General features: G+C 69.8%; 23 protein-coding genes and 3 pseudogenes. 12 read left to right on the top strand and 14 right to left on the bottom strand.

The genetic code is table 11. From position 1 onward, the window contains the following. Positions 1-183 precede the first annotated feature (183 nt). Together ACW9J6_RS13370 and ACW9J6_RS13365 are read right to left on the bottom strand one after the other, a co-directional pair. Positions 184-1,539: an MFS transporter gene (locus ACW9J6_RS13370; RefSeq protein ID WP_457116966.1), complete on the bottom strand. Its 1,356-nt coding sequence runs from the start codon at positions 1,537-1,539 to the stop codon at positions 184-186. Positions 1,540-1,549: 10 nt separating this feature from the next. Then, positions 1,550-1,822, bottom strand: a complete 273-nt coding sequence (locus ACW9J6_RS13365) for a metal-sensing transcriptional repressor (protein WP_457116965.1) — start codon at positions 1,820-1,822, stop codon at positions 1,550-1,552. A 107-nt stretch (positions 1,823-1,929) separates the two neighbouring features. On the opposite strand from ACW9J6_RS13365, the gene ACW9J6_RS13360 reads away from it, so the two are divergent. From ACW9J6_RS13360 to ACW9J6_RS13350, 3 genes are all read left to right on the top strand, one after another. Further along, the gene (locus ACW9J6_RS13360; RefSeq protein ID WP_457116964.1) at positions 1,930-2,241 is read left to right on the top strand and encodes a hypothetical protein; all 312 of its coding nucleotides are present in this window, start codon (positions 1,930-1,932) and stop codon (positions 2,239-2,241) included. A 71-nt stretch (positions 2,242-2,312) separates the two neighbouring features. Then, positions 2,313-3,542 carry an efflux RND transporter periplasmic adaptor subunit gene (locus ACW9J6_RS13355; RefSeq protein ID WP_457116963.1) on the top strand — a complete coding sequence of 410 codons (1,230 nt, stop codon included), beginning with the start codon at positions 2,313-2,315 and terminating at the stop codon, positions 3,540-3,542. 3 nt (positions 3,543-3,545) lie between these two features. Then, a complete protein-coding gene (locus ACW9J6_RS13350; protein WP_457116962.1) occupies positions 3,546-6,833 on the top strand; it encodes an efflux RND transporter permease subunit in 3,288 nt (1,095 codons plus the stop codon). Between the two features lie 105 nt (positions 6,834-6,938). Here the strand turns inward: ACW9J6_RS13350 and ACW9J6_RS13345 are convergent, their stop codons facing one another. Beyond that, positions 6,939-8,057, bottom strand: a complete 1,119-nt coding sequence (locus tag ACW9J6_RS13345) for a nickel/cobalt efflux transporter (RefSeq protein WP_457116961.1) — start codon at positions 8,055-8,057, stop codon at positions 6,939-6,941. A 9-nt stretch (positions 8,058-8,066) separates the two neighbouring features. After that, on the bottom strand, positions 8,067-8,345 hold the full coding sequence (locus ACW9J6_RS13340) for a metal/formaldehyde-sensitive transcriptional repressor (RefSeq protein ID WP_238193862.1): 279 nt from the start codon (positions 8,343-8,345) through the stop codon (positions 8,067-8,069). Positions 8,346-8,361: 16 nt separating this feature from the next. Between ACW9J6_RS13340 and ACW9J6_RS13335 the strand changes: the two genes are divergently transcribed. Continuing rightward, entirely contained in the window at positions 8,362-8,637 is a 276-nt protein-coding gene (locus ACW9J6_RS13335; protein ID WP_457116986.1) for a DUF1289 domain-containing protein, read from the top strand. Between the two features lie 92 nt (positions 8,638-8,729). On the opposite strand, the gene ACW9J6_RS13330 is transcribed toward ACW9J6_RS13335, so the two are convergent. After that, entirely contained in the window at positions 8,730-9,335 is a 606-nt protein-coding gene (locus tag ACW9J6_RS13330; RefSeq protein WP_457116960.1) for a hypothetical protein, read from the bottom strand. A gap of 191 nt (positions 9,336-9,526) precedes the next feature. On the opposite strand from ACW9J6_RS13330, the gene ACW9J6_RS13325 reads away from it, so the two are divergent. The 3 genes from ACW9J6_RS13325 (at position 9,527) to ACW9J6_RS13315 (ending at position 11,725) form a co-directional block, all read left to right on the top strand. Further along, positions 9,527-9,853 carry a YnfA family protein gene (locus tag ACW9J6_RS13325; RefSeq protein ID WP_457116959.1) on the top strand — a complete coding sequence of 109 codons (327 nt, stop codon included), beginning with the start codon at positions 9,527-9,529 and terminating at the stop codon, positions 9,851-9,853. Positions 9,854-10,103: 250 nt separating this feature from the next. Then, a complete protein-coding gene (locus ACW9J6_RS13320; RefSeq protein WP_457116958.1) occupies positions 10,104-11,033 on the top strand; it encodes a cation diffusion facilitator family transporter in 930 nt (309 codons plus the stop codon). Between the two features lie 5 nt (positions 11,034-11,038). Then, entirely contained in the window at positions 11,039-11,725 is a 687-nt protein-coding gene (locus ACW9J6_RS13315; protein WP_457116985.1) for a ZIP family metal transporter, read from the top strand. A gap of 14 nt (positions 11,726-11,739) precedes the next feature. Here ACW9J6_RS13315 and ACW9J6_RS13310 read toward each other — a convergent pair whose 3' ends face one another. Then, complete coding sequence (locus ACW9J6_RS13310; protein ID WP_457116957.1) at positions 11,740-11,976, bottom strand: hypothetical protein; 237 nt, start codon at positions 11,974-11,976, stop codon at positions 11,740-11,742. A gap of 164 nt (positions 11,977-12,140) precedes the next feature. Here ACW9J6_RS13310 and ACW9J6_RS13305 point away from each other — a divergent pair, with 164 nt between their 5' ends. From ACW9J6_RS13305 to ACW9J6_RS13290, 4 genes are all read left to right on the top strand, one after another. Beyond that, positions 12,141-12,521 (top strand): hypothetical protein, encoded by a 381-nt coding sequence (locus tag ACW9J6_RS13305; protein WP_457116956.1) that lies wholly within the window; start codon positions 12,141-12,143, stop codon positions 12,519-12,521. A 124-nt stretch (positions 12,522-12,645) separates the two neighbouring features. Beyond that, the gene (locus ACW9J6_RS13300) at positions 12,646-14,019 is read left to right on the top strand and encodes an efflux RND transporter periplasmic adaptor subunit (protein ID WP_457116955.1); all 1,374 of its coding nucleotides are present in this window, start codon (positions 12,646-12,648) and stop codon (positions 14,017-14,019) included. 11 nt (positions 14,020-14,030) lie between these two features. Then, a complete protein-coding gene (locus ACW9J6_RS13295) occupies positions 14,031-17,279 on the top strand; it encodes an efflux RND transporter permease subunit (RefSeq protein WP_457116954.1) in 3,249 nt (1,082 codons plus the stop codon). 5 nt (positions 17,280-17,284) lie between these two features. After that, positions 17,285-17,842, top strand: coding sequence for a threonyl-trna synthetase (locus ACW9J6_RS13290; RefSeq protein ID WP_457116953.1), 558 nt, complete (start codon positions 17,285-17,287; stop codon positions 17,840-17,842). A gap of 42 nt (positions 17,843-17,884) precedes the next feature. On the opposite strand, the pseudogene ACW9J6_RS13285 reads toward ACW9J6_RS13290, so the two are convergent. The 7 genes and pseudogenes from ACW9J6_RS13285 to ACW9J6_RS13255 form a co-directional block, all read right to left on the bottom strand. Next, positions 17,885-18,165: pseudogene (locus tag ACW9J6_RS13285) on the bottom strand (efflux RND transporter permease subunit); the annotation flags it as partial. A gap of 89 nt (positions 18,166-18,254) precedes the next feature. Beyond that, positions 18,255-18,430, bottom strand: a pseudogene (locus ACW9J6_RS13280) (FixH family protein); the annotation flags it as partial. Between the two features lie 1,225 nt (positions 18,431-19,655). Further along, a pseudogene (locus ACW9J6_RS13275) lies at positions 19,656-19,911 on the bottom strand (MFS transporter); the annotation flags it as partial. Between the two features lie 30 nt (positions 19,912-19,941). Continuing rightward, positions 19,942-21,009 (bottom strand): ACR3 family arsenite efflux transporter, encoded by a 1,068-nt coding sequence (arsB, locus tag ACW9J6_RS13270; RefSeq protein WP_457116952.1) that lies wholly within the window; start codon positions 21,007-21,009, stop codon positions 19,942-19,944. Between the two features lie 7 nt (positions 21,010-21,016). Then, a complete protein-coding gene (gene arsC / locus ACW9J6_RS13265) occupies positions 21,017-21,442 on the bottom strand; it encodes an arsenate reductase (glutaredoxin) (protein ID WP_457116951.1) in 426 nt (141 codons plus the stop codon). Beyond that, positions 21,442-21,969: an arsenate reductase ArsC gene (locus ACW9J6_RS13260; protein WP_457116950.1), complete on the bottom strand. Its 528-nt coding sequence runs from the start codon at positions 21,967-21,969 to the stop codon at positions 21,442-21,444. Before ACW9J6_RS13260 ends, arsC begins: the two co-directional genes overlap by 1 nt. Then, positions 21,962-22,321: an ArsR/SmtB family transcription factor gene (locus ACW9J6_RS13255; protein WP_457116949.1), complete on the bottom strand. Its 360-nt coding sequence runs from the start codon at positions 22,319-22,321 to the stop codon at positions 21,962-21,964. The genes ACW9J6_RS13260 and ACW9J6_RS13255 overlap by 8 nt, the downstream gene beginning before the upstream one ends. A gap of 50 nt (positions 22,322-22,371) precedes the next feature. On the opposite strand from ACW9J6_RS13255, the gene arsH reads away from it, so the two are divergent. Beyond that, positions 22,372-23,118, top strand: coding sequence for an arsenical resistance protein ArsH (gene arsH / locus ACW9J6_RS13250; RefSeq protein ID WP_457116948.1), 747 nt, complete (start codon positions 22,372-22,374; stop codon positions 23,116-23,118). A 336-nt stretch (positions 23,119-23,454) separates the two neighbouring features. Here arsH and ACW9J6_RS13245 read toward each other — a convergent pair whose 3' ends face one another. Further along, positions 23,455-23,853, bottom strand: a complete 399-nt coding sequence (locus tag ACW9J6_RS13245) for a hypothetical protein (RefSeq protein ID WP_457116947.1) — start codon at positions 23,851-23,853, stop codon at positions 23,455-23,457. Positions 23,854-23,883: the final 30 nt, after the last annotated feature.

Raw genomic sequence — 23,883 nt, 5'->3', positions numbered from 1 at the left:
TTCCCGAAGCCCTAGAGGTAGCATCGTGCTACCTAAGCTTCAAGCGTAACACTCGGCGCAGTGCAACGCCGGGCGAGCGTCGCGCTCCTCGCCGACCGGCATCGACGGTGCTGAAGCCATTTGCATCATCCCCTCCGGGGGCATAGGACCTGCTCATGGAGCACGCCTCGCACCCGGACATCGTCAAGCGCCTGAAGCGCGCCCACGGCATCCCGGCCGGACCGTAGGCCAGCGCTGGTGCAGGTCGTCGATGACGTAGGCGTGGGAATGCCGGCCCGATCCGACGCCCCCCAGGTGGGGATGGCCGGGATCGAGCTCGGGATGCGCGTGCTCGACCACGTCCGGCTCCGAGGCGGGCCACAGGCAGGCCGCGGCGGCAACGGCGACCAGGGTGAGCGCGCCGAGGACCGCCAGGGTGACCGGCATCCCGGCCTCGGCGCCGAGCCAGCCCGCTAGAGGGTAGGTCACCAGCCAGGCGACGTGCGAGAGGGCGAACTGCGCCGCGAACACCGCGGGCCGGTCCTCGCTCGTGGCCGAGCGCCGGAGCAGCCGCCCGGTCGGGGTCTGTGCGGCCGAGTACCCGATCCCGAGGACCAACCAGGTGCCGAGCAGCATCGGCCAGCCGATCACGCCTTCCCAGGTCGTCGCGGCGAAGGCGAGCAGGACGACGCCGAGGAGCGCCGCCGCCGGCAGCATCACAGCGCGATCCGGAAGACGGTCGAGTATCCGCGGCAGGATCAGGGCCGCGACCATCGACCCGCCGCCGAACAACCCGAGCGCGACGGCGACGTCGTTCTGGGGCCTTCCGAGGATCGCCTGGACGATCACCACGGTGTTAACGATGACCATGGCGCCGGCGGCCGAGACCGCGAGGTTGAGGGCGAGGAGGCCACGCAGGCGGGGCGTCGCCAGGTAGATGCGCAGGCCGCGGGTGGTCCGGTCGTAGATGCCGCGACGGTCGGTCGGCTGCGGGCTCGGCAGGCTGACCGAGACCACGAGCGCGGCCGAGCAGAGGAAGCCGACGACCGTGCCGCCGAACAGCCAGTGGAAGTTGATGACCGTCAGTAGGACGGCGGCGAGCGCCGGGCTGAGCAGGTTTTCCAGGTCGTATGCGAGCCGCGAGAGCGACAGGGCCCGCGTGTAGTCGCTCTCGTCGGGCAGGATGTCGGGGATGGTCGCCTGGAAGGTCGGGGTAAAGGCGGCCGAGCACGACTGGAGCACGAAGACCAGCACGTGGACCTGCCAGACCTGGTCGACGAACGGCAGGATCAGCGCGACGCCGGCTCGGACGAGGTCGGTGGCCACCAGGAAGGCGCGGCGTGGCAACTGCCCAGTGAAGGCGTTCGCGACCGGTGCCACCAGCACGTAGGCGACCATCTTGACGGCGAGCGCGGTGCCCAGAACCGCGCCGGCCTCGGGCCCGGCGAGACGATAGGCCAGGAGCCCGAGGGCGACGGTCAGCAGTCCTGAGCCGATCAGGGCGATGACCTGCGCGGCGAACAGGTGCCGGTAGGTCCGGTTCGCGAAGACGCTCAGCATCGGGCGGTCCTCAAAGGTACTTGGCAAGCGCCTTGAACTCGGCCAGCGTGGCTCTCGCCGACTTGCCCCCGCCGGCGACGCCGTCGCCGATGCAGTGCTCCATGTGGTCCTCGATCAGGGTGCGCTTCGCGTTGGCGATGGCGTTCTCGACCGCCTGGAGCTGTTGGGCGAGGTCGAGGCAGGGGCGGCCCTCGTCGATCATCGCGATGACCCCGGCGAGGTGGCCATGGGCACGCTTGAGGCGCTTTACGATCTCGGGGTGCGAGGCGTGGGTGTGTTTCATGTTGACATCGTATCCCCCTGGATAGGATAAGGGAAGGGCATTCGCCGCTTCGGTCCGGCCGGGGCTATATGGGGGGCGTGGATCGCGTGTCGTTCGGGCGGCGTCTCATGACGATGGCCGCGGCGTTGCTGCTGGTGGCGGTGGCGGCGTTGCCGCTGCTCGCCCAGGCTCGGCACGAGGCGCCTGGTCCCGCCGCGCAAGCGGTCCTGTCGATGGCGGGACAGGATCACCCGGCCGGCCATCGGGATGCCGACGATCTGGTCCACCATGCGCAATCGCACGCGCAAGGCGTCATGCCCGCCGCGGCGGGGTCTCCGGGAGCCGGCGTCCTCTCCGTGGCCCAATCCTTCACCCGCGCGGACGAAGCCTTCCGCGCCGGCGGCGATGGGCAGGGACCGTTCGAGCCGCCGAGGGCTTGAGGCCGCTCGCCTCGACTTTCCTTCGAACCACGGCTTCGCGCCGGTGCGCGGCTGGCCGCCATGGCATCGACATGCTCAAGCGTCTCATACCCGTGCTGCTGGCCGTCGCCGGCGGTTTCCTGATCGCGACCTGGTGGCCCGGGGCCCCCGAGGCCGTCCGCGCGATGCTGTCCGCGACCAAGGGGCCAAGCGCCCCCGCCAAGCCCGAGACGCCTCCAGCGGCCAAGGGCGAGCCGGAGAGGCCCGGCCTCGTCAAATTGACGGACGACCAGGTTGCCAAGGCGGGGATTCGGACGGCAACGGTCGTTGGCGGCAGCCTCTCGCGCCACCTGCACGTGCCGGGCACCATCGTCCCGAGCGCCAACCTGACAGCCCGGATCGCGGTGAAGACCACCGGCACCGTGGTGGAGCTGCGCAAGGGTCTCGGCGACGCGGTCGCGAAGGGCGAGGTCGTGGCGCTCCTCGACAGCCGCGAGATCGCCGAGACCAAGGGCGAGTACCTCGCGGCGCGGGTCTCGACCGCCCTGCAGAAGACTCTGTTCGAGCGCGACAAGGAGCTCTGGGACAAGCGCATCTCGTCCGAGCAGCAATACCTGCGCTCGCAGGCGAGCTACCAGGATCTCAAGGTCAAGGAGGATGCGGCGCGCCGCAAGCTGACCTTCCTCGGCCTGAGCCAAGCCGAGATCGAGGCCTTGCCGAAGCAGCCCGAGGCGCAGTTCGAGCGCCAGGAGATCCGTTCGCCGATAGGCGGTAAGGTCGTCGAGCGGCGGGTCGACCAAGGGGCCGCGGTCGGGCGGGACAACCTGGAGACCGAACTCTACAGCGTCGTTGACCTCTCGAAGGTCTGGATCGACCTCGCGGTCAGTCCCGGCGACATGCCGCTGGTCCGGGAGGGCCAAGCCGTGACGGTGCGGGCCGAGGCGACCGGGGAGGCCGCGAAGGGTCGGATCATCTTCATCGTCCCGGTCCTCGACCAGGCCACCCGCGCGGCCCGCGTCGTCGCGGAACTGGCCAACCCGGACGAGACGTGGCGGCCCGGCTCGTTCGTGGCCGCCGAGATCGTGATCTCCGAGAAGCCGGTGCGCGTGCTCGTCCCGGCCTCGGCGGTCCAGACCCTCGATGGCAAGCCCAACGTCTTCGTGCGCGTGGCCGAGGGCTTCGAGGGGCGCCCGGTCAAGCTCGGGCGGTCGGACGACGACGACGTGGAAGTGACCGAAGGGCTCGAACCCGGCGAGGCCGTGGCCGTGGCGAACTCGTTCACGCTCAAGTCCGAGCTCGGCAAGGCCGCGGCGGAGGACTGAGTCGTGATCCGTCCGATCCTCGCCTTCTCCGTCGCCAACCGCTACGCGGTCATCCTGGTGACGCTCATCGCCACCGCCTTCGGCGCGTGGTCGCTCGCGCGCCTGCCCATCGACGCGGTGCCCGACGTCACCAACAACCAGGTGCAGATCAACGCCATCGCCCCGGCGCTGACCCCGGTCGAGATCGAGAAGCAGGTGACGGTCCTGGTCGAGCGGGCGCTCGCGGGCACGCCGGGGCTGGAGAGCATGCGCTCCTTCTCGCGCAACGGCTTCGCCCAACTCACGGCCGTGTTCAGCGACAAGGTCGACGTCTACTTCGCCCGGAGCCAAGTGAACGAGCGCCTGACCGAGGTGCGCGGCACCCTGCCACCCGGGGTGGAGGTGAAGCTCGGGCCGATCTCGACCGGGCTCGGCGAGATATACTGGTGGGCGGTGGAGTACCTGCCTCCCGGCGAGGGCGCGCCGGTCAGGGACGGCCAGCCCGGCTGGCAGACGGACGGAAGCTATCTGACGCCCGAGGGCGAGCGCCTGAAGGAAGACTTCGAGCGCACCGTCTACCTGCGGACGGTGCAGGACTGGATCATCCGGCCGCAGATGAAGGGCGTCCCGGGCGTTGCCGGGGCCGACGCCATCGGCGGCTTCGTGAAGGAGTACCAGGTCAAGCCCGACCCGATGAAGCTCGTCGGCTACGGGCTGGGTTTCGCCGACCTGACGCGCGCCATCGAGGCCAACAACACGACCCGTGGCGCCAACTACGTCGAGCGCAACGGCGAGGGCTACGTCGTCCGGGCCGGCGGCCTCATCGAGAACGTCGACCAGATCCGGGACGTCGTCGTGGCGACCCGAAACGGGGTGCCGATCCTGGTGAGGGACGTCTCCGAGGTCGGTATCGGTCGCGAACTCCGGACCGGTTCGGCGAGCGAGAACGGCCACGAGGTGGTGCTGGGAACCGCCCTGATGCTGATCGGCGAGAACAGCCGCACCGTCTCGGCGGCGGCCGACGCCAAGATCAAGGAGATCAACAAGCTCCTCCCGCCGGGCATCCAGGCCCGGACGCTCCTCAGCCGGACGGACCTCGTCGACGCGACCATCCGGACGGTGGGCCGGAACCTCGCCGAGGGCGCACTGCTCGTCATCGCGGTGCTGTTCCTCGCCCTGGGGAACATCCGGGCGGCTGTCATCACCGCCGTGATCATCCCCGTGACGATGATGCTCACGGCGACCGGCATGCTGGCCGGGCGCATCAGCGCCAACCTGATGTCGCTCGGCGCGCTCGACTTCGGGCTCATCGTCGACGGTGCCGTCATCATCGCGGAGAATAGCCTGCGTCACCTAGCCGAGCGGCAACAGGAGCTCGGACGCAAGCTCACCCTCGACGAAAGGCTCGGGACCGTGCGCATCTCGGCCGAGGAGATGATCAAGCCGAGCGTCTACGGGCAGGCCATCATCATCCTGGTCTACGTGCCCCTGCTGACCTTCACCGGCGTGGAGGGCAAGACCTTCACGCCGATGGCCCTGACGGTGCTGATCGCGCTCGTGGCGGCCTTCGTCCTGTCCCTGACCTTCGTCCCGGCGATGATCGCGACCTTCGTCACCGGACGGGTCAGCGAAGGCGACAACGCCCTGGTCCGCGCCCTGAAGGCGGCCTACCGGCCGGTCCTTGCCGGTGCCATCCGGGCGCCCGCGACCTTCATCCTGGGTGCGGTGGTCGTCCTCGGGCTCGCCGGGGTGCTGGCGACGCGCCTCGGGCAGGAGTTCACGCCGACGCTCGACGAGAAGAACATCGTCATGGAGGCGCGCCGCATCCCGTCGACGTCCATCACCCAGTCGCAGGCGATGCAGCTCGGCGTGGAGGACGCCATGAGCAAGTTCCCCGAGGTGGCCTTCGTCTATTCGCGTTGCGGCACCCCCGACATCGCCGCCGACCCGATGCCGCCGAACGCCTGCGACGCCTACCTGATCCTCAAGCCGCAGGCGGAGTGGCCGAATCGGGACGAGTCCAAGGAGGCCCTCATCGGGCGCATGGAAGCCGAGGCGAAGCTGATCCCGGGCACGCTGCTCGGGTTCTCGCAACCCATCCAGATGCGCTTCAACGAGCTCATCGCCGGCGTGCGCGACGACCTCGCGGTGAAGGTGTTCGGCGAGGAGTTCGGCCCTATGGTCGAGGGGGCACGCAAGATCGCGGGCATCTTGCGGAGCCTCGATGGCGCCGCCGACGTGAAGGTCGAGGAGGCGGTCGGACTACCATTCCTGGAAATCAAGGTGGACCGCCGCGAGATCGCCCGGCGTGGCCTGAGCATGGCGGACGTGCAGGACGTAATCGGCACGGCCGTCGGCGGAAAGGATGCCGGGCAGGTCTTCGAGGGCGACCGGCGGTTCGCCATCGTGGTGCGCCTAGCCGACAACGTCCGGGGCGACGTCGAGGCGCTCAAGAACCTGCCGGTGCCGCTTCCGCCCACGCAGGCCGCGCCGGCGCGGGCGGGCACCGGGGTTCCGGCGGCGCCCGGGCCGGCCGGCGCCACGAGCGTGCCGTTGCGGCAGTTGGCGACCTTCACCTTCACGGAGGGGCCGAACCAGGTCAGCCGGGAGAACGGGCGACGCCGGGTGGTCGTCACCGCGAACGTCCGCGGGCGGGACATCGGCTCGCTGGTGTCCGAGGCGCAGGAACGGATCGCCGCCGAGGTGAGGCTGCCGGCCGGATACGAGGTGCGCTGGGGCGGACAATTCGAGAACCTGACAGCCGCCCGGCAGCGCCTCATGGTAGTCGTGCCGGCGGCCTTCGCGCTGATCTTCATCCTGCTCCTCGGTGCGCTCGGTTCCGCGCGCGAGGCCTCCATCGTGTTCAGCGCCGTGCCGATGGCCCTGACCGGCGGCGTGGCCGCCCTGTGGCTCCGCGGCATGCCCTTCTCCGTCTCGGCGGCGGTTGGTTTCATCGCGCTGTCGGGCGTGGCGGTGCTGAACGGACTGGTGCTACTCAACCACATCCGGACGCTGGTGGCGGGGGGCATGGCCATTCCGCACGCCGTTCGGGAGGGGGCGCTGACCCGGTTGCGGCCCGTGGTGATGACGGCGCTGGTCGCCGCGCTCGGCTTCGTCCCGATGGCCCTGGCGACGGGGACCGGGGCGGAGGTCCAGCGACCGCTGGCGACCGTGGTCATCGGCGGCCTCGTCAGCGCGACGCTGCTCACCTTGCTGGTCCTGCCGGCGCTGTACATCCGCTTCGGCAGGGCGGCGACGGGAACGCGGGTCGTCGAGGCGCGGCATCCTGGGCTGGCGGAGCAGCGCGCTTAGGAGAAGCCCACGGGAGCGTGATGGCTGTCGAGTTCGCCTTTTGGTCGATCCCAGGTCGAGTGCCACCGCCAACGACTGAACCTGTCTCGGCTCACGGCCTGTCGGTCAGCCGTGAACGTCGACCGTCCATGCGGCCGCGTGGTCTTGGTGTGGGTGGCTGATACCCTGCCAACCGAGCCAGCCGGTATAGAGCCCGACCAGGACGATCAGCGCGGCCGAGGCGTAGGGGGCCCGCCGGGCGAAGGAGCCGAACCCGGACCAGCGCGAGGCCACGTGCTTGACGCTGAGCGCCGCGATGACGCCGGCCGAGACCATCGTGAGTGCCAGGCCGACGCTGAAGCAGACGACCAGCGCGAAGCCCAGGCTGAACTGCTTGAGCTGGATGCACAGGAGGAGAACCGTGATTGCCGCCGGGCACGGGATCAGGCCTCCCGTCAGGCCGAACATCACGATCTGGCCCGTCGTCACCTGCCGGCCCGCGAAACGGCGGCGGATGTCGTCGGCATGGGCGCGGGCATGGGCGTCGTCCTCGTCGCCCAGGTCCATGTGCCCGTGTTCATGGTCGTGCTCCTCGAACGCGACTTCGTGGGCCTCGGCTCCGGCCGGTCCGTTCAGGGCAAGCCGCGCCGTGAAGGCGTGCGGCTCGGGGATCGTCTCCAGGCTCTCCAGGAAGTCGCCGCCGTTCGCAAAGGTGAACGTCTGCCGGCCCCCGTCCGGGCGGACCGTCTCGATCAGGAGGTCGCCTGTAGACGGCAGGTCGCCACGCTCCGCACGCACCCGCCAGCGCGGCGGCACGCCGTCCTCGAACACCTCCAGCGTCAGGAGGCCGGTCCCGGTCGTGACGTGCTTCGCCTCGTCGTGATGGTGATGGTCGTGGTGCTGCTCCCGCCAGGTGCGCCAGGCCATCCAGAAGGCGATGCCGACGATGAGGGCTGCGGAGGCAAGCTGGAAGTACGGCTCGCTCGCCTCGCCGCCCCATTCCTGGCCGAGATACTGCCCGCCCAGCGCAATGACCCATACGACCGCCGTGTGCGACAGCGTCGCCGCCACGCCGAGCAGGACCGCCTGCGTGACCGTGCCCCGGACCGCGATGATGAAGGCGGCCATCATCGTCTTCGAGTGGCCGGGCTCCAGGCCGTGCAGGACGCCGAGCAGGATCGCGCTCGGCACGAACAGCCAAGCATGAGCGGTGCCCTGCTGGAGCAGGTCAGGCAAGGACGTCATGGGGTCTCGTCACTTGAGATAGGTCCGCACCACCTCGATCAGCTCGGCCGCGCCCCGGGCGCGCTCGGCGTCCGGCTCCGCGTCCGGGTTCACGACGTGGTGGCGGATGTGGTCTTCCATCAGCTCGGCGGTCAGGCCGTTGATGGCCCCGCGCATCGAGGCGACCAGCATCAGGACGTCGGCGCAGCCGAGCTCGGCCTCAAGGGCCCGCTCGACGGCTTCCGCCTGTCCCTTGATCCGGCGCACCCGCGCCAGGAGCTTGGTCTTTTCCTTGATCGTGTGGGCCATCGCGGGATTCCTCGTCATGGCGATATATAGGGGGGTACCCTATATGTGTTTAGCGGCCGGCGTGCCGCTTGGCGTATGGAGCCCTAACATGAAGAAGGACGCCCCCTGCATCGGGGTTTGCCAATGGGACGGGCGTACAGGCCGGTGCCTGGGATGTGGCCGCACTGTCCCGGAGATCCGCGCTTGGCGGAAGATGACGCCCTACCGGAAGACCGCCCTCGCCCGCGAACTCCCGCGTCGGGTACGCCAAATCGCCGGCACGCAGGACGGGGCCGATCCGGGTAAAGGCTGAGCCACCGCATGGACGCTAGCGCGCGGCAGAGCTTGGGGGCCTGTCGCGACGTACCCGCCATCCAGTGCCTGAGGTCCAGCGCGACACTTCGGTCAGGGCGCGCCGGAATAGGCCAGCCAGAGGAAATAAACCCCGTAACCGGTGACCATCACCGCCGCGATGCCGTCCAGCACGTATGGCGGCACGCGCCGGAAGATGCCTGCATTCCGCAGCAGCAGGCCCAGGAGGACGATGACGATAAGCCCGGCCGCGACCCCGGCGGTCGCGGTGGCCGGCCCCTCGCGCAGCGACACGCCGAGCCAGACCACGAGGATCTCCAGTCCTTCCGCAGCCAAGGCCCAGGCCGCGACGCCGACCCCGCCGGCGTTGACCGGCAAGTCCCAGCCGAAGCCGTGAGGTACGCCGTCCACCCCGGGTCGCTCCCGCAGGCCCGTCACGAACTCGTAGGAGAGGTACAGACCGAAGCCGAGCAGCAGCAGGGCGGAGATCCAGTCGAGCCAATGCAGGGCGATCCGGTACGCCGCCACCTGCAGCACCGCCGCCAGCGCCGCGACGCCGGCGGCACCGAGGACGGACCCGAGCGCCACGCTGCGCCAGCCGAACCGGTAGGCCGCCGCCGCGATCACGGTCGCGGCGATGAACAACTCCGTGAACGTCACCTGGAATGTGACGACGGCCCCGAACCACGACAGCGACACGTCATCCTCCGACCCTGCGGAACGCGCAGATCCTCGTCATCCCGAGCAAATCCCGTCGCCTGCACGGCCCGATGGCCTCAAGCCGGGTCCGGCGGGCAATCGAGACCGGGCTTAGGCGCGATGGCCAGTACCGGCGACGCCTGCCCCTGTCACCGTTTGGCCGCGCGTACGGGCCATGCGAACAGGCACCCATGTTGACCTATCCCGCCTTCGCAGCGGCCGCCCTGGCCGAGATCGCCGGCTGCTTCGCCTTCTGGGCGTGGCTGCGCCTCGACAAATCCCCGTGGTGGCTCATCCCGGGCATGGCCTCGCTCGCGCTGTTCGCCTACCTGCTGACCTTCGTGGAGACCGAGGCGGCGGGGCGCGCCTACGCGGCATACGGCGGCATCTACATCATCGCCGCCATCCTTTGGCTCTGGGGCTTCGAAGGCCACCGACCCGACCGATGGGACGTCATCGGCGGTTTGGTGTGCCTGGCGGGCAGCGGCCTGATCCTGTTCGCGCCCCGGGGAGCCTAGGCGGCCCACCGGGGCAAGCGGTCAATGGCGGTCGTCGACGCAAAGGCCGTGGTCCGAGAGCACCTCGATGACCCGGCACTCGCCGACGCGCCCATGGCCGCACTCCCCGATAATACCGCGAGGGCGACGTCCCCGCCCGGCTAGCGCCGGGAGAGTAGCCTACGAGCGATCAGACCGATCCACCCCCCGGAACGGACGCCACACCCGGCGACGTTTCGCCATGACCAGAACCGAGGACACGCCTGACCGAATGACCGAACATCACGATCACTCCGGACACGGCCATGAAGGCCACGCCCACGCCCCCGCAAGCTTCGGCAAGGCGTTCGCCATCGGCATCGGCCTCAACACGGCCTACGTGGTTTTGGAGGCCACCTTCGGCGCGATGTCGGGCTCGCTCGCGCTCCTGGCAGACGCCGGCCACAACCTCTCGGACGTGCTCGGTTTGCTGATCGCCTGGGGCGCGTCCTGGCTCTCGAACAAGCCGCCGACACCCGGGCGCACCTACGGCTACAAGCGTGCCCCGATCCTCGCCTCGCTCGCCAACGCCGCCATCCTGCTGGTCGCGGTCGGCGCCATCGCCTGGGAGGCCGTGCACCGGCTGGCGGAGCCGGAGCCCGTCGCGACGGGCACCATCCTTTGGGTCGCGGCCGCCGGCGTACTGGTGAACGCCGGCACGGCCTGGCTGTTCATGGCCGGCAGGAAGGGCGACCTCAACATCCGGGGCGCGTTCCTGCACATGGCGGCGGATGCGGGCGTGACGGTCGGGGTCATCGTCGCCGCGCTCCTCATCCGCTGGACCGGCTGGCTCTGGCTCGACCCCGCCATCAGCCTCGTCATCGCCGTCGTGATCCTGGTCGGCACCTGGGGCCTTCTGCGCGATTCGGTGCGGCTGTCGCTCGACGCCGTGCCGCTCGGCATCGACACGGCCGAGGTCCGGGCCTGCCTGGAAGGGCTGCCCGGCGTCAGGGGCCTGCACGACCTCCATGTCTGGCCGATGAGCACGACCGAGACGGCGCTGACGGCTCACCTCGTGACCCCGGACGGGCATCCCGGGGACGCGTTCCTGATGGACGCGGCGAGGCGGCTGCGGGAGCGCTTCGGGATCGGCCACGTCACCCTGCAGGTCGAGACCGATCCGGCCAACGATTGCGCGCTGGCGCCCGACGAGGTGGTGTGACCGCGATGCAAGCCTGGACATACACGCTCATACCGGTCGCCGCCGCGGTCATCGGGGCGGCCGCCGCCGTCAACCTGCGGCCCGGTTCCGTGCTCGTCAGCGCGATCCAGCACTTCGCCGCCGGCGTGGTCTTCGCCGCGGCCGCGGGCGAGATCCTGCCCGACCTGAAGCACACCGGTTCCGTCTGGGCCACCGTGATCGGGGGCGCCCTAGGCGTGGCGGCCATGCTCGGCGTCCGCACGCTGGAGCGGCGCATGAAGGGACCAGTGGGGTTGATGGCCGTCACCGGCATCGACGTCCTGGTGGACGGCCTCGTGCTCGGCATCGCGTTCGCGGCCGGCGCCAAGGCGGGCATCCTCCTGACGGTGGCCCTCACCATCGAGGTGCTGTTCCTCGGGCTGACCGTCGCCAACGAGCTCGGCGAGGGCGGTGCGTCCAAGTGGAAGGTGGTCGGTTCGACCGCGGGCCTCGTGCTGCTCCTGCCGCTCGGGGCGCTGCTCGGCGGCCCGGTCGGCTCGCTGCCCGCTTCCGTCCAGGGCGGCTTCCTCGCCTTCGGCCTGATCGCGCTCCTCTACCTCGTCACGGAGGAGCTCCTCGTCGAGGCGCACGAGACCGAGGACCGTCCGTGGGTGACCGCGATGTTCTTCGCGGGCTTTCTCCTGCTGCTCCTGCTCGACGAGATGATCGGCTGACCCGAGCGGGGGCATCAGTCATCGAAGTCATGATGCTGGTGGTGACGCCGCTCGCCGTATAACGGCCTGTCCTCGTAGCGACGCGGGTGGTGGTGCCGGACGACGACGTCGTCATGGTCTCCGTGGCGGTAGACGTCGACGTGGCCGTGCGGCCGCCTGTAGCCATAGCCGCCCTCGTAGTATTGGGCCGACGCCGCCGCCGGGACGAGGAGGGCCGCGGCCGTCGCCAGCATGACAAGGCGCATCTTCATGTCCGGTCGCTCTCGGTGAATGTCTAGCAAGGTTGCCGCGACCGCCTTGAACCGCGGCTGAAGGTGACGTTCAGCACCTCGTCGGTCGCTAATGCGACCGGTTCGTCCGGCGTCTTTCCCCTGAGACTTGTGGCAGGACGCCGGAATCGCGCATAAGGAACGTGATGAGTTCGGCGGGACGCCAGAGGGCCTTCGGGGCATGGACGGGGTGGTGGGCGACCGCCGCCCGCGCGCTCGCCCTCGTCCTGGCGCTGGCGGTCTCCGCCCCGACGGCAGGCCTCGCCGAGGATCTCGCGTATCATCAAGGCCATCCCGGCCATGACCGTACCGAACTGGCGATGGCGTCGGACCAGGCGCAGGCATCGGCCCAGAAAAGCGACCCCGGCGTAGCCTGCCACGTCCATTGCGGCTGCCACGTCGCCATGCCGCTGGACGCCGTGGGGGCCGCCCCTCCAGTGTCGCTCTCGCGACCGTGCTACGGGCAGGCCAGCACGGCCCTCCCGTCGATCTTCCCCGACCGCCTGCCGCGCCCGCCACGCGCCTGAGGTGACGCCGCGAAGGCGCGCGTCCTGAGCTCCGGGCCGAGCCCCGGGGACCGTACCCTCACGTCACCGCAACGGGACCGCCCCGGAAGCCGCCACGGCGCCGGCGTCCCGACGAGCAGGCATCATGCGCATTCTCCTGACCGCGGCCCTCGTGGCCGCCGGCGTCCTCGTGGGCGCCGCCGTTCCCGCCGTGTCCGGCTTCGTCCGCGGCCTCCTCGCCTCGGCCGGGCTGCCGCCGACCGCCCTGACCTTCGCCGCCGGCCCCGGAACCGCGTCGCCCGGCGAGACCCGCCACGATGAGGGAGACGGACACGACCACGGCAACGCGCCCCCCGCCAAGTCCGCCGCCCCTAAGGCCGCTGAACCCAAGGTCGGCGACGGGCACGCCCACGGCGAGCATGCCCATTCAGAGGCCGAGGGCGAGGAGGGTCACGTCAAGATGACCGCCGAGCAGATCGACGGCCAGGATATCAAGGTGGCCAAGGCCGAGGGCGGCCTGCTGTCGAGGCACCTCCTCGTGCCCGGCACGATCACGACGGACGCCGACCGCATCGCCCGCGTCCCGGTCCGCGTCGTCGGCACCGTGTCCGAGATGCGCAAGCGCCTGGGCGACGACGTCAAGAAGGGCGAGGTCGTCGCCGTCCTCGACAGCCGCGAGGTCGCCGATGCCAAGAGCGAGTACCTCACCGCCATGGTTCAGTCGGACTTGCAGAAGGTGAACTTCGAGCGCCAGCAGCGCCTGCTCGCCTCCGCCGCCGCGTCCCAGGCGGCGTTCGACAACGCCAAGGCCACCTTCCAGGAGAACCAACTCCGCGTCGACCTCGCCCGGCAGAAGCTCTCGGCGCTCGGCCTGAACGCGGCCGAGGTCGCCGCCGCGCAGAAGCGCGACGAGGCGACGCCCAACGCCTCCACGCTCCGCCAGTACGAGTTGCGGGCACCAATCTCCGGCCGCATCGTCGAGCGCAAGGTCGATGTCGGCACGGCGGTCGGTAAGGAGGGCGACCCCGCCGACGTCTACACGGTCGCCGACCTCTCGACCGTGTGGATCGAGCTGTCGGTGCCGACCTCGGACCTCGCCGAGGTCCGGGAGGGCGCGCTCGTCACCGTGAACCGCGGCGGACGCAGCGAGCGGGGCAAGGTCATCTTCGTCAGCCCGCTCCTGAACGCCGACACTCGATCCGCCCGCGTCGTGGTCTCGCTTCCCAATAAAGACATGGCTTGGCGCCCCGGCACCTACGTCACCGCCGAGGTCGAGACCGCGACGGACCAGGTGCCCGTGCGGGTCGCCAAGGCGGCGCTGCAGACCGTCGAGGGCAAGCGCGTTGTCTTCGTGCGCACAGAGGAGGGCTTCGAGAAGCGCGAGGTCGAGCTCGGGCGCTCCGACGACGACGGCTTCGAGGTCGTCTCCGGCCTGAAGGCCGGCGAGCCTATCGCGGTGGCCAACACCTTCCTCCTCAAGGCCGAGCTCGGGAAGAGCGAAGCCGACCACGACCACTGAGGAGGAACGACATGATCAGCCGCATCCTCGACTTCTCGGTCCACCAGCGCTGGCTCGTGCTGCTCCTGTCGCTGCTCGCCGCCGGCTTCGGCGGCTACGCGGTGATTAGGCTGCCCATCGACGCGGTGCCGGACATCACCAACAACCAAGTGCAGATCAACACGACCGCGCCCTCGCTCTCGCCCGTCGATATCGAGAAGCAGGTGACCTACCCGGTCGAGACCGCGCTCGCCGGCATCAAGGGGCTGGAATACACCCGCTCGCTCTCGCGCAACGGCTTCTCGCAAGTCACCGCCGTCTTCGCGGAGAAGCTCGACATCTACTTCGCCCGCCAGCAGGTCGCCGAGCGCCTCGCCCAGGTGAAACGCGATCTGCCTCCGGGCGCCGAGCCCGCGATGGGCCCGATCTCGACCGGGCTGGGCGAGATCTACATGTGGTCGATCCACTACGCGAAGCCCGGCGAGCGCAAGGTCTCGCAGCCCGGCAAGCCCGGTTGGCAGCCGGACGGCAGCTACCTGACGCCCGAGGGCCAGCGCCTCCGGACGGAGCTGGAGCAGACCGCCTACCTGCGCACGGTCCAGGACTGGATCATCCGGCCGCAGATCAAGACCGTCCCGGGCGTGGCCGGCGTCGACGGTATCGGCGGCTTCGAGAAGCAGTACCACGTGCAGCCCGACCCGACGAAGCTCGCCTCCCTCGACCTATCCTTCTCGGACATCGCGCGGGCGCTGGAGGCCAACAACGCCAACCAGGGCGCGCGCTACCTTGAGGACAACGGCGAGGGCTACGTCGTGCGCGCCGCCGGCCGCCTGGAGGGCATGGACGACATCGGGACCGTGGTCGTCGCGACCCGGGGCGGCGTACCGGTCCGGATCAGGGACATCGCCGAGGTCCGCATCGGTCGCGACCTGCGCACCGGCTCCGGCAGCGAGGACGGGCAGGAGGTCGTCGTCGGCACCGCCCTGATGCTGATCGGCGAGAACAGCCGCACGGTGGCGGCCGCCGTCGACGCCCGCATGGACCAGATCCGTAAGAGCCTGCCGCCCGGCGTCGAGGTGCAGACCGTCCTCGACCGCACCCGCCTCGTCGAGGCGACTGTGAGGACGGTGGTCAAGAACCTGTCCGAGGGGGCGGCCCTCGTCATCGTCATCCTGTTCCTTCTGCTCGGCAACATCCGCGCGGCCGTCATCACTGCGCTCGTCATCCCGGTCGCCATGCTGATAACCATGACCGGCATGGTCGAGGCGAAGATCTCGGCCAACCTGATGTCGCTTGGCGCCCTCGATTTCGGACTCATCGTCGACGGGGCGGTGATCATCACCGAGAACGCCCTGCGCCATCTCGCCGAGCGGCAGCACGAACGGGGCCGGCCCCTCGACACCGAGGAGCGTCTCCAGACGGTCCGGGCCTCGGCCGAGGAGATGATCAAGCCGTCCCTCTACGGGCAGGCCATCATCATCCTGGTCTACGTGCCGCTCCTGACCTTCACGGGCGTCGAGGGCAAGATGTTCGAGCCGATGGCGCTCACCGTCATCATCGCCCTGGTCTCGGCCTTCGTCCTCTCGCTGACCTTCGTGCCGGCGCTGATCGCCATCGTCATCACCGGCAAGGTCACCGAGAAGGACAACCTCATCATCCGGGCGCTCAAGGCCGCCTACCGGCCGGTGCTGGGCGCGGCGGTCCGAGCGCCGTTCGCCTTCGTCGGCGCGGCCCTGCTGCTCCTCGTCGGGGCGGGCATCCTGTTCACCCGGCTGGGCACCGAGTTCATCCCGCAGCTCGACGAGAAGAGCATCGCGCTGAACGCGACCCGGATCCCGTCCACCAGCCTCACCCAGTCGCAGGCGATGCAGCTCAAGGTCGAGCGGGCGGTCTCGAAGTTCCCGCAGGTCGCCTACGTGTTCTCGAAGACCGGCACCGCCGAGGTCGCCTCCGACCCGATGCCGCCGAACTCGTCGGACACGTTCGTGATGCTCAAGCCGCAGGAGGAGTGGCCGGATCCGGAACTGCCCAAGGCCGAGTTGCAGGAGCAGATCGAGAAGGCGGTCGGGCAGCTTGCCGGCAACGTCTACGAGTTCTCCCAGCCGATCCAGCTGCGCTTCAACGAGCTCCTGGCCGGTACCCGCGGCGACCTCGCGGTGAAGGTGTTCGGCGAGGAGTTCGAGCCGATGCTCAAGGCCGCCAACCAGGTCGCGGCGGTGCTGCGCGGCATCGCGGGCGCCGAGGACGTGAAGGTCGAGCAGACGGCCGGCCTGCCTTTCCTGGAAATCAAGATCAACAAGGCCGAGGCGGCGCGCTACGGCCTGAGCACGGGGGCCATTCAGGAGGTCATCGGCACGGCCATCGGCGGCCGCGACGCCGGCGTCGTGTTCGAGGGTGACCGGCGCTTCCCCATCGTGGTGCGCCTGACCGACAAGGTGCGCGAGGACAGGGAGGCCCTGGAGAACGTCCCGGTGCCGCTGCCGCCGGGCTCGAACGGCCGGGCGAGTTCGGTCCTGCTCAAGCAGGTGGCGAGCTTCTCCGTCACCGAGGGTCCGAACCAGATCAGCCGCGAAAACGGCAAGCGCCGCGTCGTGGTCACGGCCAATGTGCGCGGCCGCGACATCGGCTCGCTCGTGGCCGAGGCGCAAGCCAAGGTCGGCAGCCAGGTGCAGCTGCCGCCCGGCTACTACGTGACCTGGGGCGGCCAATTCGAGAACCTCGCCTCGGCCAAGCGGCGGCTGATGGTCGTGGTGCCGGTCTGCTTCTTCCTGATCTTCCTGCTGCTCTACTCGGCTCTGGGGTCTCCCCGGGACGCGCTCCTGGTGTTCAGCGCGGTGCCGCTTGCGCTGACGGGTGGCATCCTCGCGCTGTGGCTGCGCGGCATGCCGGTCTCGGTGCCTGCCGCGGTCGGCTTCATTGCGCTGTCGGGCGTGGCGGTCCTGAACGGCCTGGTGATGCTGACCTTCATCAAGCAGCTCGTGGCCGAGGGGCGCCTGAAGCGCGAGGCCATCATGGAGGGCGCCATGACCCGGCTCCGGCCGGTGGCCATGACGGCGCTGGTCGCCTCGCTCGGTTTCGTGCCCATGGCCATCGCCACCGAGACCGGCGCCGAGATCCAGCGGCCGCTCGCCACCGTGGTGATCGGCGGCCTGATCAGCGCGACCCTGCTGACCCTGATCGTCCTGCCGGCGCTCTACGCCCGCTTCGGCAAGGCGGCCGTGCCGAAGGTCGACGCGAGCCCCGCGGAGGCTGAGCCCCGACACCTCAAGGCGGCGGAGTAGGCCGGATGCGACGCGTCGCGACCTGGGCGGCGGTCCCGCTCGCGCTCCTCGCCCTGGCGCGCCCGGGGCCCGCGGCGGAGGTCCCCGACGGCGAGGCTCCCCTCGGCCTCGCCTGGGGGCCTGTCGCCACCGTGCCGCGGCCGTGGAAGGTCGACCGCGAGGCGAACCTCACCGGCCTGTACTACCCGAGCGGGTGGGGCCCGGCGACCGGGTCCGGCACGGCTGAGGTCGTGCTGGTCGTCTGCCGGGACGAGGGTCTGCAGCAGGTGGTCTGGGTAGGAGTGCCGCTGACCGCGGAGGTGTTCGCGCGGGCCCGCAAGACCATCCACGACGAGGGCGTGCGCCGCTACGGCGAGCCCAATCCTGGATCCACCCCGGATTCCGAGTTCTGGCCTGGCGGCCGAGCGCTCCTTGCGAGCCGTGAGGCGGCGGACGGCCGGCGCGAACTCGTGATGACGGCCTTCGGCCCCGGTTACGCGGCCTGCTCGCAGGCCCATCGCGCCGCGACTGGGCACCCGGCCGGTGCGCATGTGGCCGACCTGATCGGTTCGGCCGACCACTGAGCCGGCACCAAACAACGCATACCCTAGCGGCGCACGCGCTCATCAGGTGGTCACCGCCTCCACGTCGGCCTCCGGCATCCCTTTCTCAACCGGTGAATCGAAAGACCCGTATCGGAGCGCGAGGGTCGGCCGGTCGAGAAGGTGGAGGACCATCGAAGTAACGGGACCTCCAAGGATGATGATGGCCATCGGTTCCTCGATCTCGCGCCCTGGCTCTCCCGCGCCGAGCGCCAGCGGCAGCAAGCAGATCCCGTCGCGAGCGAGGTCATCAGGATCGGGACCAGCCGATCCGGCGCTCCCGAGACCGCCGTGTCGAGGTTCCAGGTAGGCGTCCCCAAGGCGCGGGGCCGGCCTCTGCCGCTTTCATCCTCGCCGACTCAACCGGTCACGCAGCCCGGGCGGCTCGATTTACCTAAGGGAAGTCGAGCCGGTCCTCGGCGGTGCCGGTCTCGCCCTGAACCTTCGCCCCGTGCGCCGGCCGTCGGCCATCGTGAGCTTCGCCTCGAAGCGATACACACCAGGCTCGGTCGTCGGGGGCCGCTCGATCTTCGAGGTCATCTCATCCATGCTTTTGGGAGCCATGTCGAGAGGCGCGCGGCGTCGTCTGGCGCCCACGCCGGTGGCATCAGCCTCAGGATCGGGGTTATTTCGCGGGCGGGGCCTGCTGCGCGAGGCCGGCGAAGAACGACTCGCCCTTCAAGGCACGCCCCTCGGCCACGTCGATCCGCGTGGGGAGGCCGCCCCCGTCCGGCAGGCCGGTCACGACCCTCGCCAGGCGAAAGGCCGTCAGCGGACAACCCTTCGGGCAATCCGGGATCGCCGGCGTCTTGTGGGGGGCAGCACGGCATGTCGTCCATGGCCGCCTCGGCCATGTCATTCCTGTCGCCTGCCAACGTCGCCACCGCGTGGCTTGGCACGGCCGCCGGCACACGCATTCCTGCGGTGACCGCGGACGCGGTCACCGGTGCGAGAGCGAGGCTGGAACACCGCAATGAACGGGGCCGCCGCCGTAAAGTGAGTTACGCTATCACGGGCGAGGGATCGCCCATCGGGTACCGACCGGAAGACCCGGTTCGGGGCGAAGGCGGTGGGTCGTCGCTTGCTGCAGATGGCAGCGCGCATGAGCGGCGCGGGCGGGACCCGTGCGACCGCGCGTCACAGCCCCGGGATATGAAGCGCAATTTAGTCGACAACGCTTCCAAGCGGGCGTGAAGTGCAACTTGGCGATGCTGTGATGGCATGGGGTCATGCGACGCGTTCGGTTCCTTCTGAACCTGGCGGCGTGCCTATCGCTTGCACAAGCGCAAGCCGCCGGCGTGACGGAGTACCCGCGCAAGCCGCGAGTACTTACCGAGTCGGTAGTCGTGCGACCAATATACGGTGGTCCCTACCGCCGCTGCGGGGGCGCATGCATCAAAAGCGGCAATCTCTCGTGGTTCTGCACCGTCAAACAGGAATGCTCCCTAAGCTGCGCCGTCGCGCCGCCGGCGATGAGATGCGCGGCGCCGTGACGGCCGACGTCCAGGCTCAGGGCCTTCGAAGGGATTGAACTCAGAACGAAGCCGGGAGAAGACCTGTCCTATGATGCGGCCCTCGGACCTGTGTCCGTTGCCGGCCGGACGAATGACGGCGTCGATTCCCGCGGCGGCCAGGCGGTTGACGCCTGCCTTCGCTTTGGCCTGCGCCGCGGCGCATGGCGAGCAGGCCGGCCAGGACACCGTTCGCCACGAGGCCGACGTCCAGCGCCTCCGCACCACGGGCACGCCAGTGACATTGGCTTCGAGGTCGACGACATCCACGCGCTACGAACGCCGGATGGTTCGGCGCCAGGCATGACGTGGCCCGCGGCAAGCAGCAGGGCGGCGAGCGCGACGAACGGCCTGCCCCCATGCCGGTGGATGGCGAGGCCAACTTCGGGAGACGCGAGCGCGGCCACCAGGTGCCCGGGACAAGCCGCCGCCCCAGGCCAGAGGCCGGTCGGCATCGGCCGTGATGGGCCCGGTGCGCGCCGCCGACAGGTCGAAGGACGAGCCGCTGGCGAGGATCTCCACCACTTCCAGGGCCGAGATGACGGCGAGGAAACCGCGCGGCCGCCCGTGTCAGACCTCGCGGGGTGCGTGCGTCCGGGCCGCTCCTCTGCTCGCCACGCCACGCTCGTACCAGTCCTGGCTCCGGTTCACGATCCACACGACCGAGAGCATGACCGGCACCTCGATGAGCACGCCGACCACCGTGGCGAGCGCCGCGCCCGAGTTGAAGCCGAACAGGCTGATGGCGGCGGCCACCGCGAGCTCGAAGAAGTTCGAGGCGCCGATCAGGGCCGAAGGGCCGGCGACGCAGTGCCGCTCGCCCGCGGCGCGGTTCAGCAGGTAGGCCAGCCCCGAGTTCAGGTAGACCTGGATCAGGATGGGCACCGCCAGCAGCCCGATGACCGCGGGCTGCGCCAGGATCTGCTCGCCCTGGAAGCCGAACAGCAGCACCAGGGTCGCCAGCAGCGCGACGAGCGAGGCGGGCCCGAGCTTGGCGAGCAACCGGTCCAGCGCCGGCTGGCCGCCCGAGGCGATGAGGCTGCGCCGCACGACCTGGGCGATGATCACCGGGATGACGATGTAGAGCACCACGGAGAGCACAAGTGTGCCCCAGGGCACGGTGATGGCCGAGAGCCCGAGCAGCAGGCCGACGATGGGCGCGAAGGCCACTACCATGATGGTGTCGTTCAGCGCCACCTGGCTCAAGGTGAAGTGCGGCTCGCCCTGGGTCAGGTTCGACCAAACGAACACCATCGCGGTGCAGGGCGCCGCGGCCAGGATGATGAGCCCGGCGATGTAGCTGTCGACCTGGTCGGCCGGCAGGTAGGGCCGGAACAGGTAGCCGATGAACAGCCAGCCGAGCGCCGCCATCGAGAAGGGCTTCACGGCCCAGTTGATGAACAGCGTCACGCCGATTCCGCGCCAGTGTCGGCCGACATGGCGCAGCGAGGCGAAGTCGATCTTTAGCAGCATGGGGATGACCATGAGCCAGATCAGGGCTGCCACCGGCAGGTTCACCTTGGCGACCTCAGCGGCGCCTACGGCGTGGAAGAAGCCCGGCATGACGTGGCCCAGCGCAATGCCGGCCACGATGCAGAGCGCGACCCAGACGGTCAGGTAGCGTTCGAAGGTGCTCATGGCGTCCTCAGGCGGTGGCGACGCGGCGGCCGCGCTCGTCGACGACGCGCTCGCCGTCCTCCTTCATGAACTCGCCCTGCTGCGCCGGCAGCAGGTCCAGCACGGCCTCGGACGGTCGGCACAGGCGCACGCCCTTCGGGGTGACCACCAGCGGACGGTTCAGTAGGATCGGTTGGGCCTCGATGGCGTCGAGGAGCTGCTCGTCGGTGAGCGCCGGGTCCCTAAGGCCGAGCTCGGCGTAGGGCGTCCCTTTCTCGCGCAGGACGTCGCGCACCGAGAGGCCGGCGCGGGCGAGCATCTGCTTGATGAGCGCCCGGCTCGGAGGCGTCTTCAGGTACTCGACCACGTGCGGCTCGACCCCCGCGTTGCGGATCATGGCGAGCGTGTTGCGCGAGGTGCCGCAGGCCGGGTTGTGGTAGATGACGACGTCCATCACGCGACCTCCGGGCGGGCCGAGGTCGCGCCGGCAAGCTGGCCGATCTCGCGGACCTTGGACGAGAGGGCCACCTGGTCGAGGCTGCCAAGCGGCAGGGCGACGAAGGCCGCGATCCGGTTCTTGAGGTAGCGCTGCGCGGTGACGAAGGCGCGCTTGCGTTCCATCTCCGAGCCCTCGACCGCGGCGGGGTCCTCGATGCCCCAGTGCGCCGTCACCGGCTGGCCGGGCCAGTACGGGCAGGCCTCGCCCCCGGCGTTGTCACAGACCGTGAAGACGAAATCCATGACCGGCGCGTCGGGTCCGGCGAACTCGTCCCAGGACTTCGAGCGCAGCCCCTCGGTCGGGTAGTCGCTCTCGCGCAGGACCTGCAAGGCCAGAGGGTGCGGCTCGCCCTTCGGCTGGCTGCCGGCCGAGAAGGCGCGGAAGCGGCCGCCGCCCTCCTTGTTGAGCATGGCCTCGGCCAGGATCGAGCGGGCCGAGTTGCCGGTGCAGAGGAACAGGACGTTGTAGGCGGGCTCAGGCATGGAGGGCGTCCCCGGTGGTGCAGTCGCAGGCGGCGAGCGCGGCCACGGCCGGGTTGCACACCTCCGGGTGGCCCTGGCAGCAGTCGCGCATGAGGAACTGGACGAGGTCGGACAGGCCGGCGTAAGCGGCGCTGTAGATGACCGACTTTCCCTCGCGCCGGGACGTGATCAGCCCGGCATGCGAGAGCTCCTTCAGGTGGAAGGACAGGTTGTTGCCAGCGACGCCTACGGTCTCGGCGAGCACGCCTGCCGCGAGACCGTCCGGCCCAGCGGTGACGAGGGCGCGCACGACCCGGAGCCGGTGTTCCTGACCGAGCGCCGAGAAGGCCGCGAGGGCTTGCCGTTCGTCCATCGAATAACCTACATATCAACTTCTGTTGAAATGTAGAGGAACATAGCGCCTTGGACAAGTCCCATCAGCCGCTCTCCGACGGGATGCCGAACCTGAGCGAGACGCACTTCGAGGTGCCGACCGAGGAGCGGGTGCAAGCCTCGACGCCGATCTCCCACCCGCCCCGCTTCCTAATCCTCTACGGGTCGCTGCGGGAGCGCTCGTTCAGCCGGTTCCTGGCCTACGAGGCGGCTCGCCTGCTGGAGGCGATGGGCGGCGAGGTCAGGATCTTCCACGCCCACGGCCTGCCGCTGCCCGACGACGCCACCGCCGACCATCCGAAGGTGCAGGAGCTCCGGCAGCTCTCGATCTGGTCCGAGGGCCAGGTCTGGGTCAGCCCGGAGCGGCACGGCAACCTGACCGGGGTGATGAAAGCCCAAGTCGACTGGCTGCCGCTGAGCGAGAGCTCGGTGCGGCCGACGCAGGGCCGCACGCTCGCGGTGATGCAGGTCTCGGGCGGGTCGCAGAGCTTCAACGCGGTCAACGGCCTTCGCGTGCTCGGGCGCTGGATGCGGATGGTCACCATCCCGAACCAGTCCTCGGTGCCGATGGCCTACAAGGAGTTCGACGAGGCCGGCCGGATGAAGCCGGGCCCCCTCTACGACCGTGTGGTCGACGTCTGCGAGGAGCTGATGAAGTTCACCCTGCTGACCCGCGGGCGGGCCGACTACCTCGTCGACCGGTACTCCGAGCGGAAGGAGCGCGAGCCCGAGCGTCTCAAGGCCGTCGCCGCCGACATCGGGTTCGCGAAGCGCTGAACCCGGGCAACCGCTTTCCTGACCCCGGGCCGTTGTAGCCTGCCGGCGCAAGTTCCTTGGCGCGGCGGCGGCATCCGTTCAGCCTGCCGGGTTCGCGGCCGGCCCCGAAAAGAGCGAAGGCGGCGCCCCCTTTCAGAGGCCCGCCTTCCGATATCGTCCACGGGAGGGGTCCAAGGTAGATCGACCGGGATCTCCAGGGACAACCTGTCCGCAGCCCACGACCCGATGATACCGGTTGCGGCGGAAGTCGCAACCGGGACGCCGCCGCGCCACGGGCCTGCGTGCGCGACCCGGCCCGGCCAGGACGGCATCCGGTGACCGTCCGGAGCTCGCTCGTCAGGCGAAGGACCGCCCGACGTCATCCAGCGGCCTGAGGCCGTCGCAGGTCCTGTACCGGCCGGCCTTCAGCATGGCGACGTGGTGCTCCGGCACGGCCGGCTCCGGGAGCAGGTACGTGCCGCCGTCCTCCGTCGTGGGGATCTCCTCGCCGAAATCCTCGGCGTAGAGGACGGCTTGGTCCTCGTTCTCGACGACATGGGCGGCGTGCCGGAGGTCGGGCCCGGTCAGGTCGCGGCCGCGTATCACCCGCGCGTGGGGCGTGCCGTCGCCGTCCTTCCAGCAGGTCCAGAGAACGTCCGCCCCATCCTCGGCCTTCCTGTGGGCCCATGAGCCGCGGCCGCCCTGGGCGTAGGTCACGACCGCGAGGTTGAAGACGATCTGGTGCCAGTCCGACATGGGTACCCCTCTAGGAAGCGCTGGGGCATC

This window comes from Methylobacterium sp. JK268 (assembly GCF_054052225.1).
The sequence above is the reverse complement of the archived record's forward strand: the minus strand, read 5'-3'. Positions and strand labels throughout refer to the sequence as shown.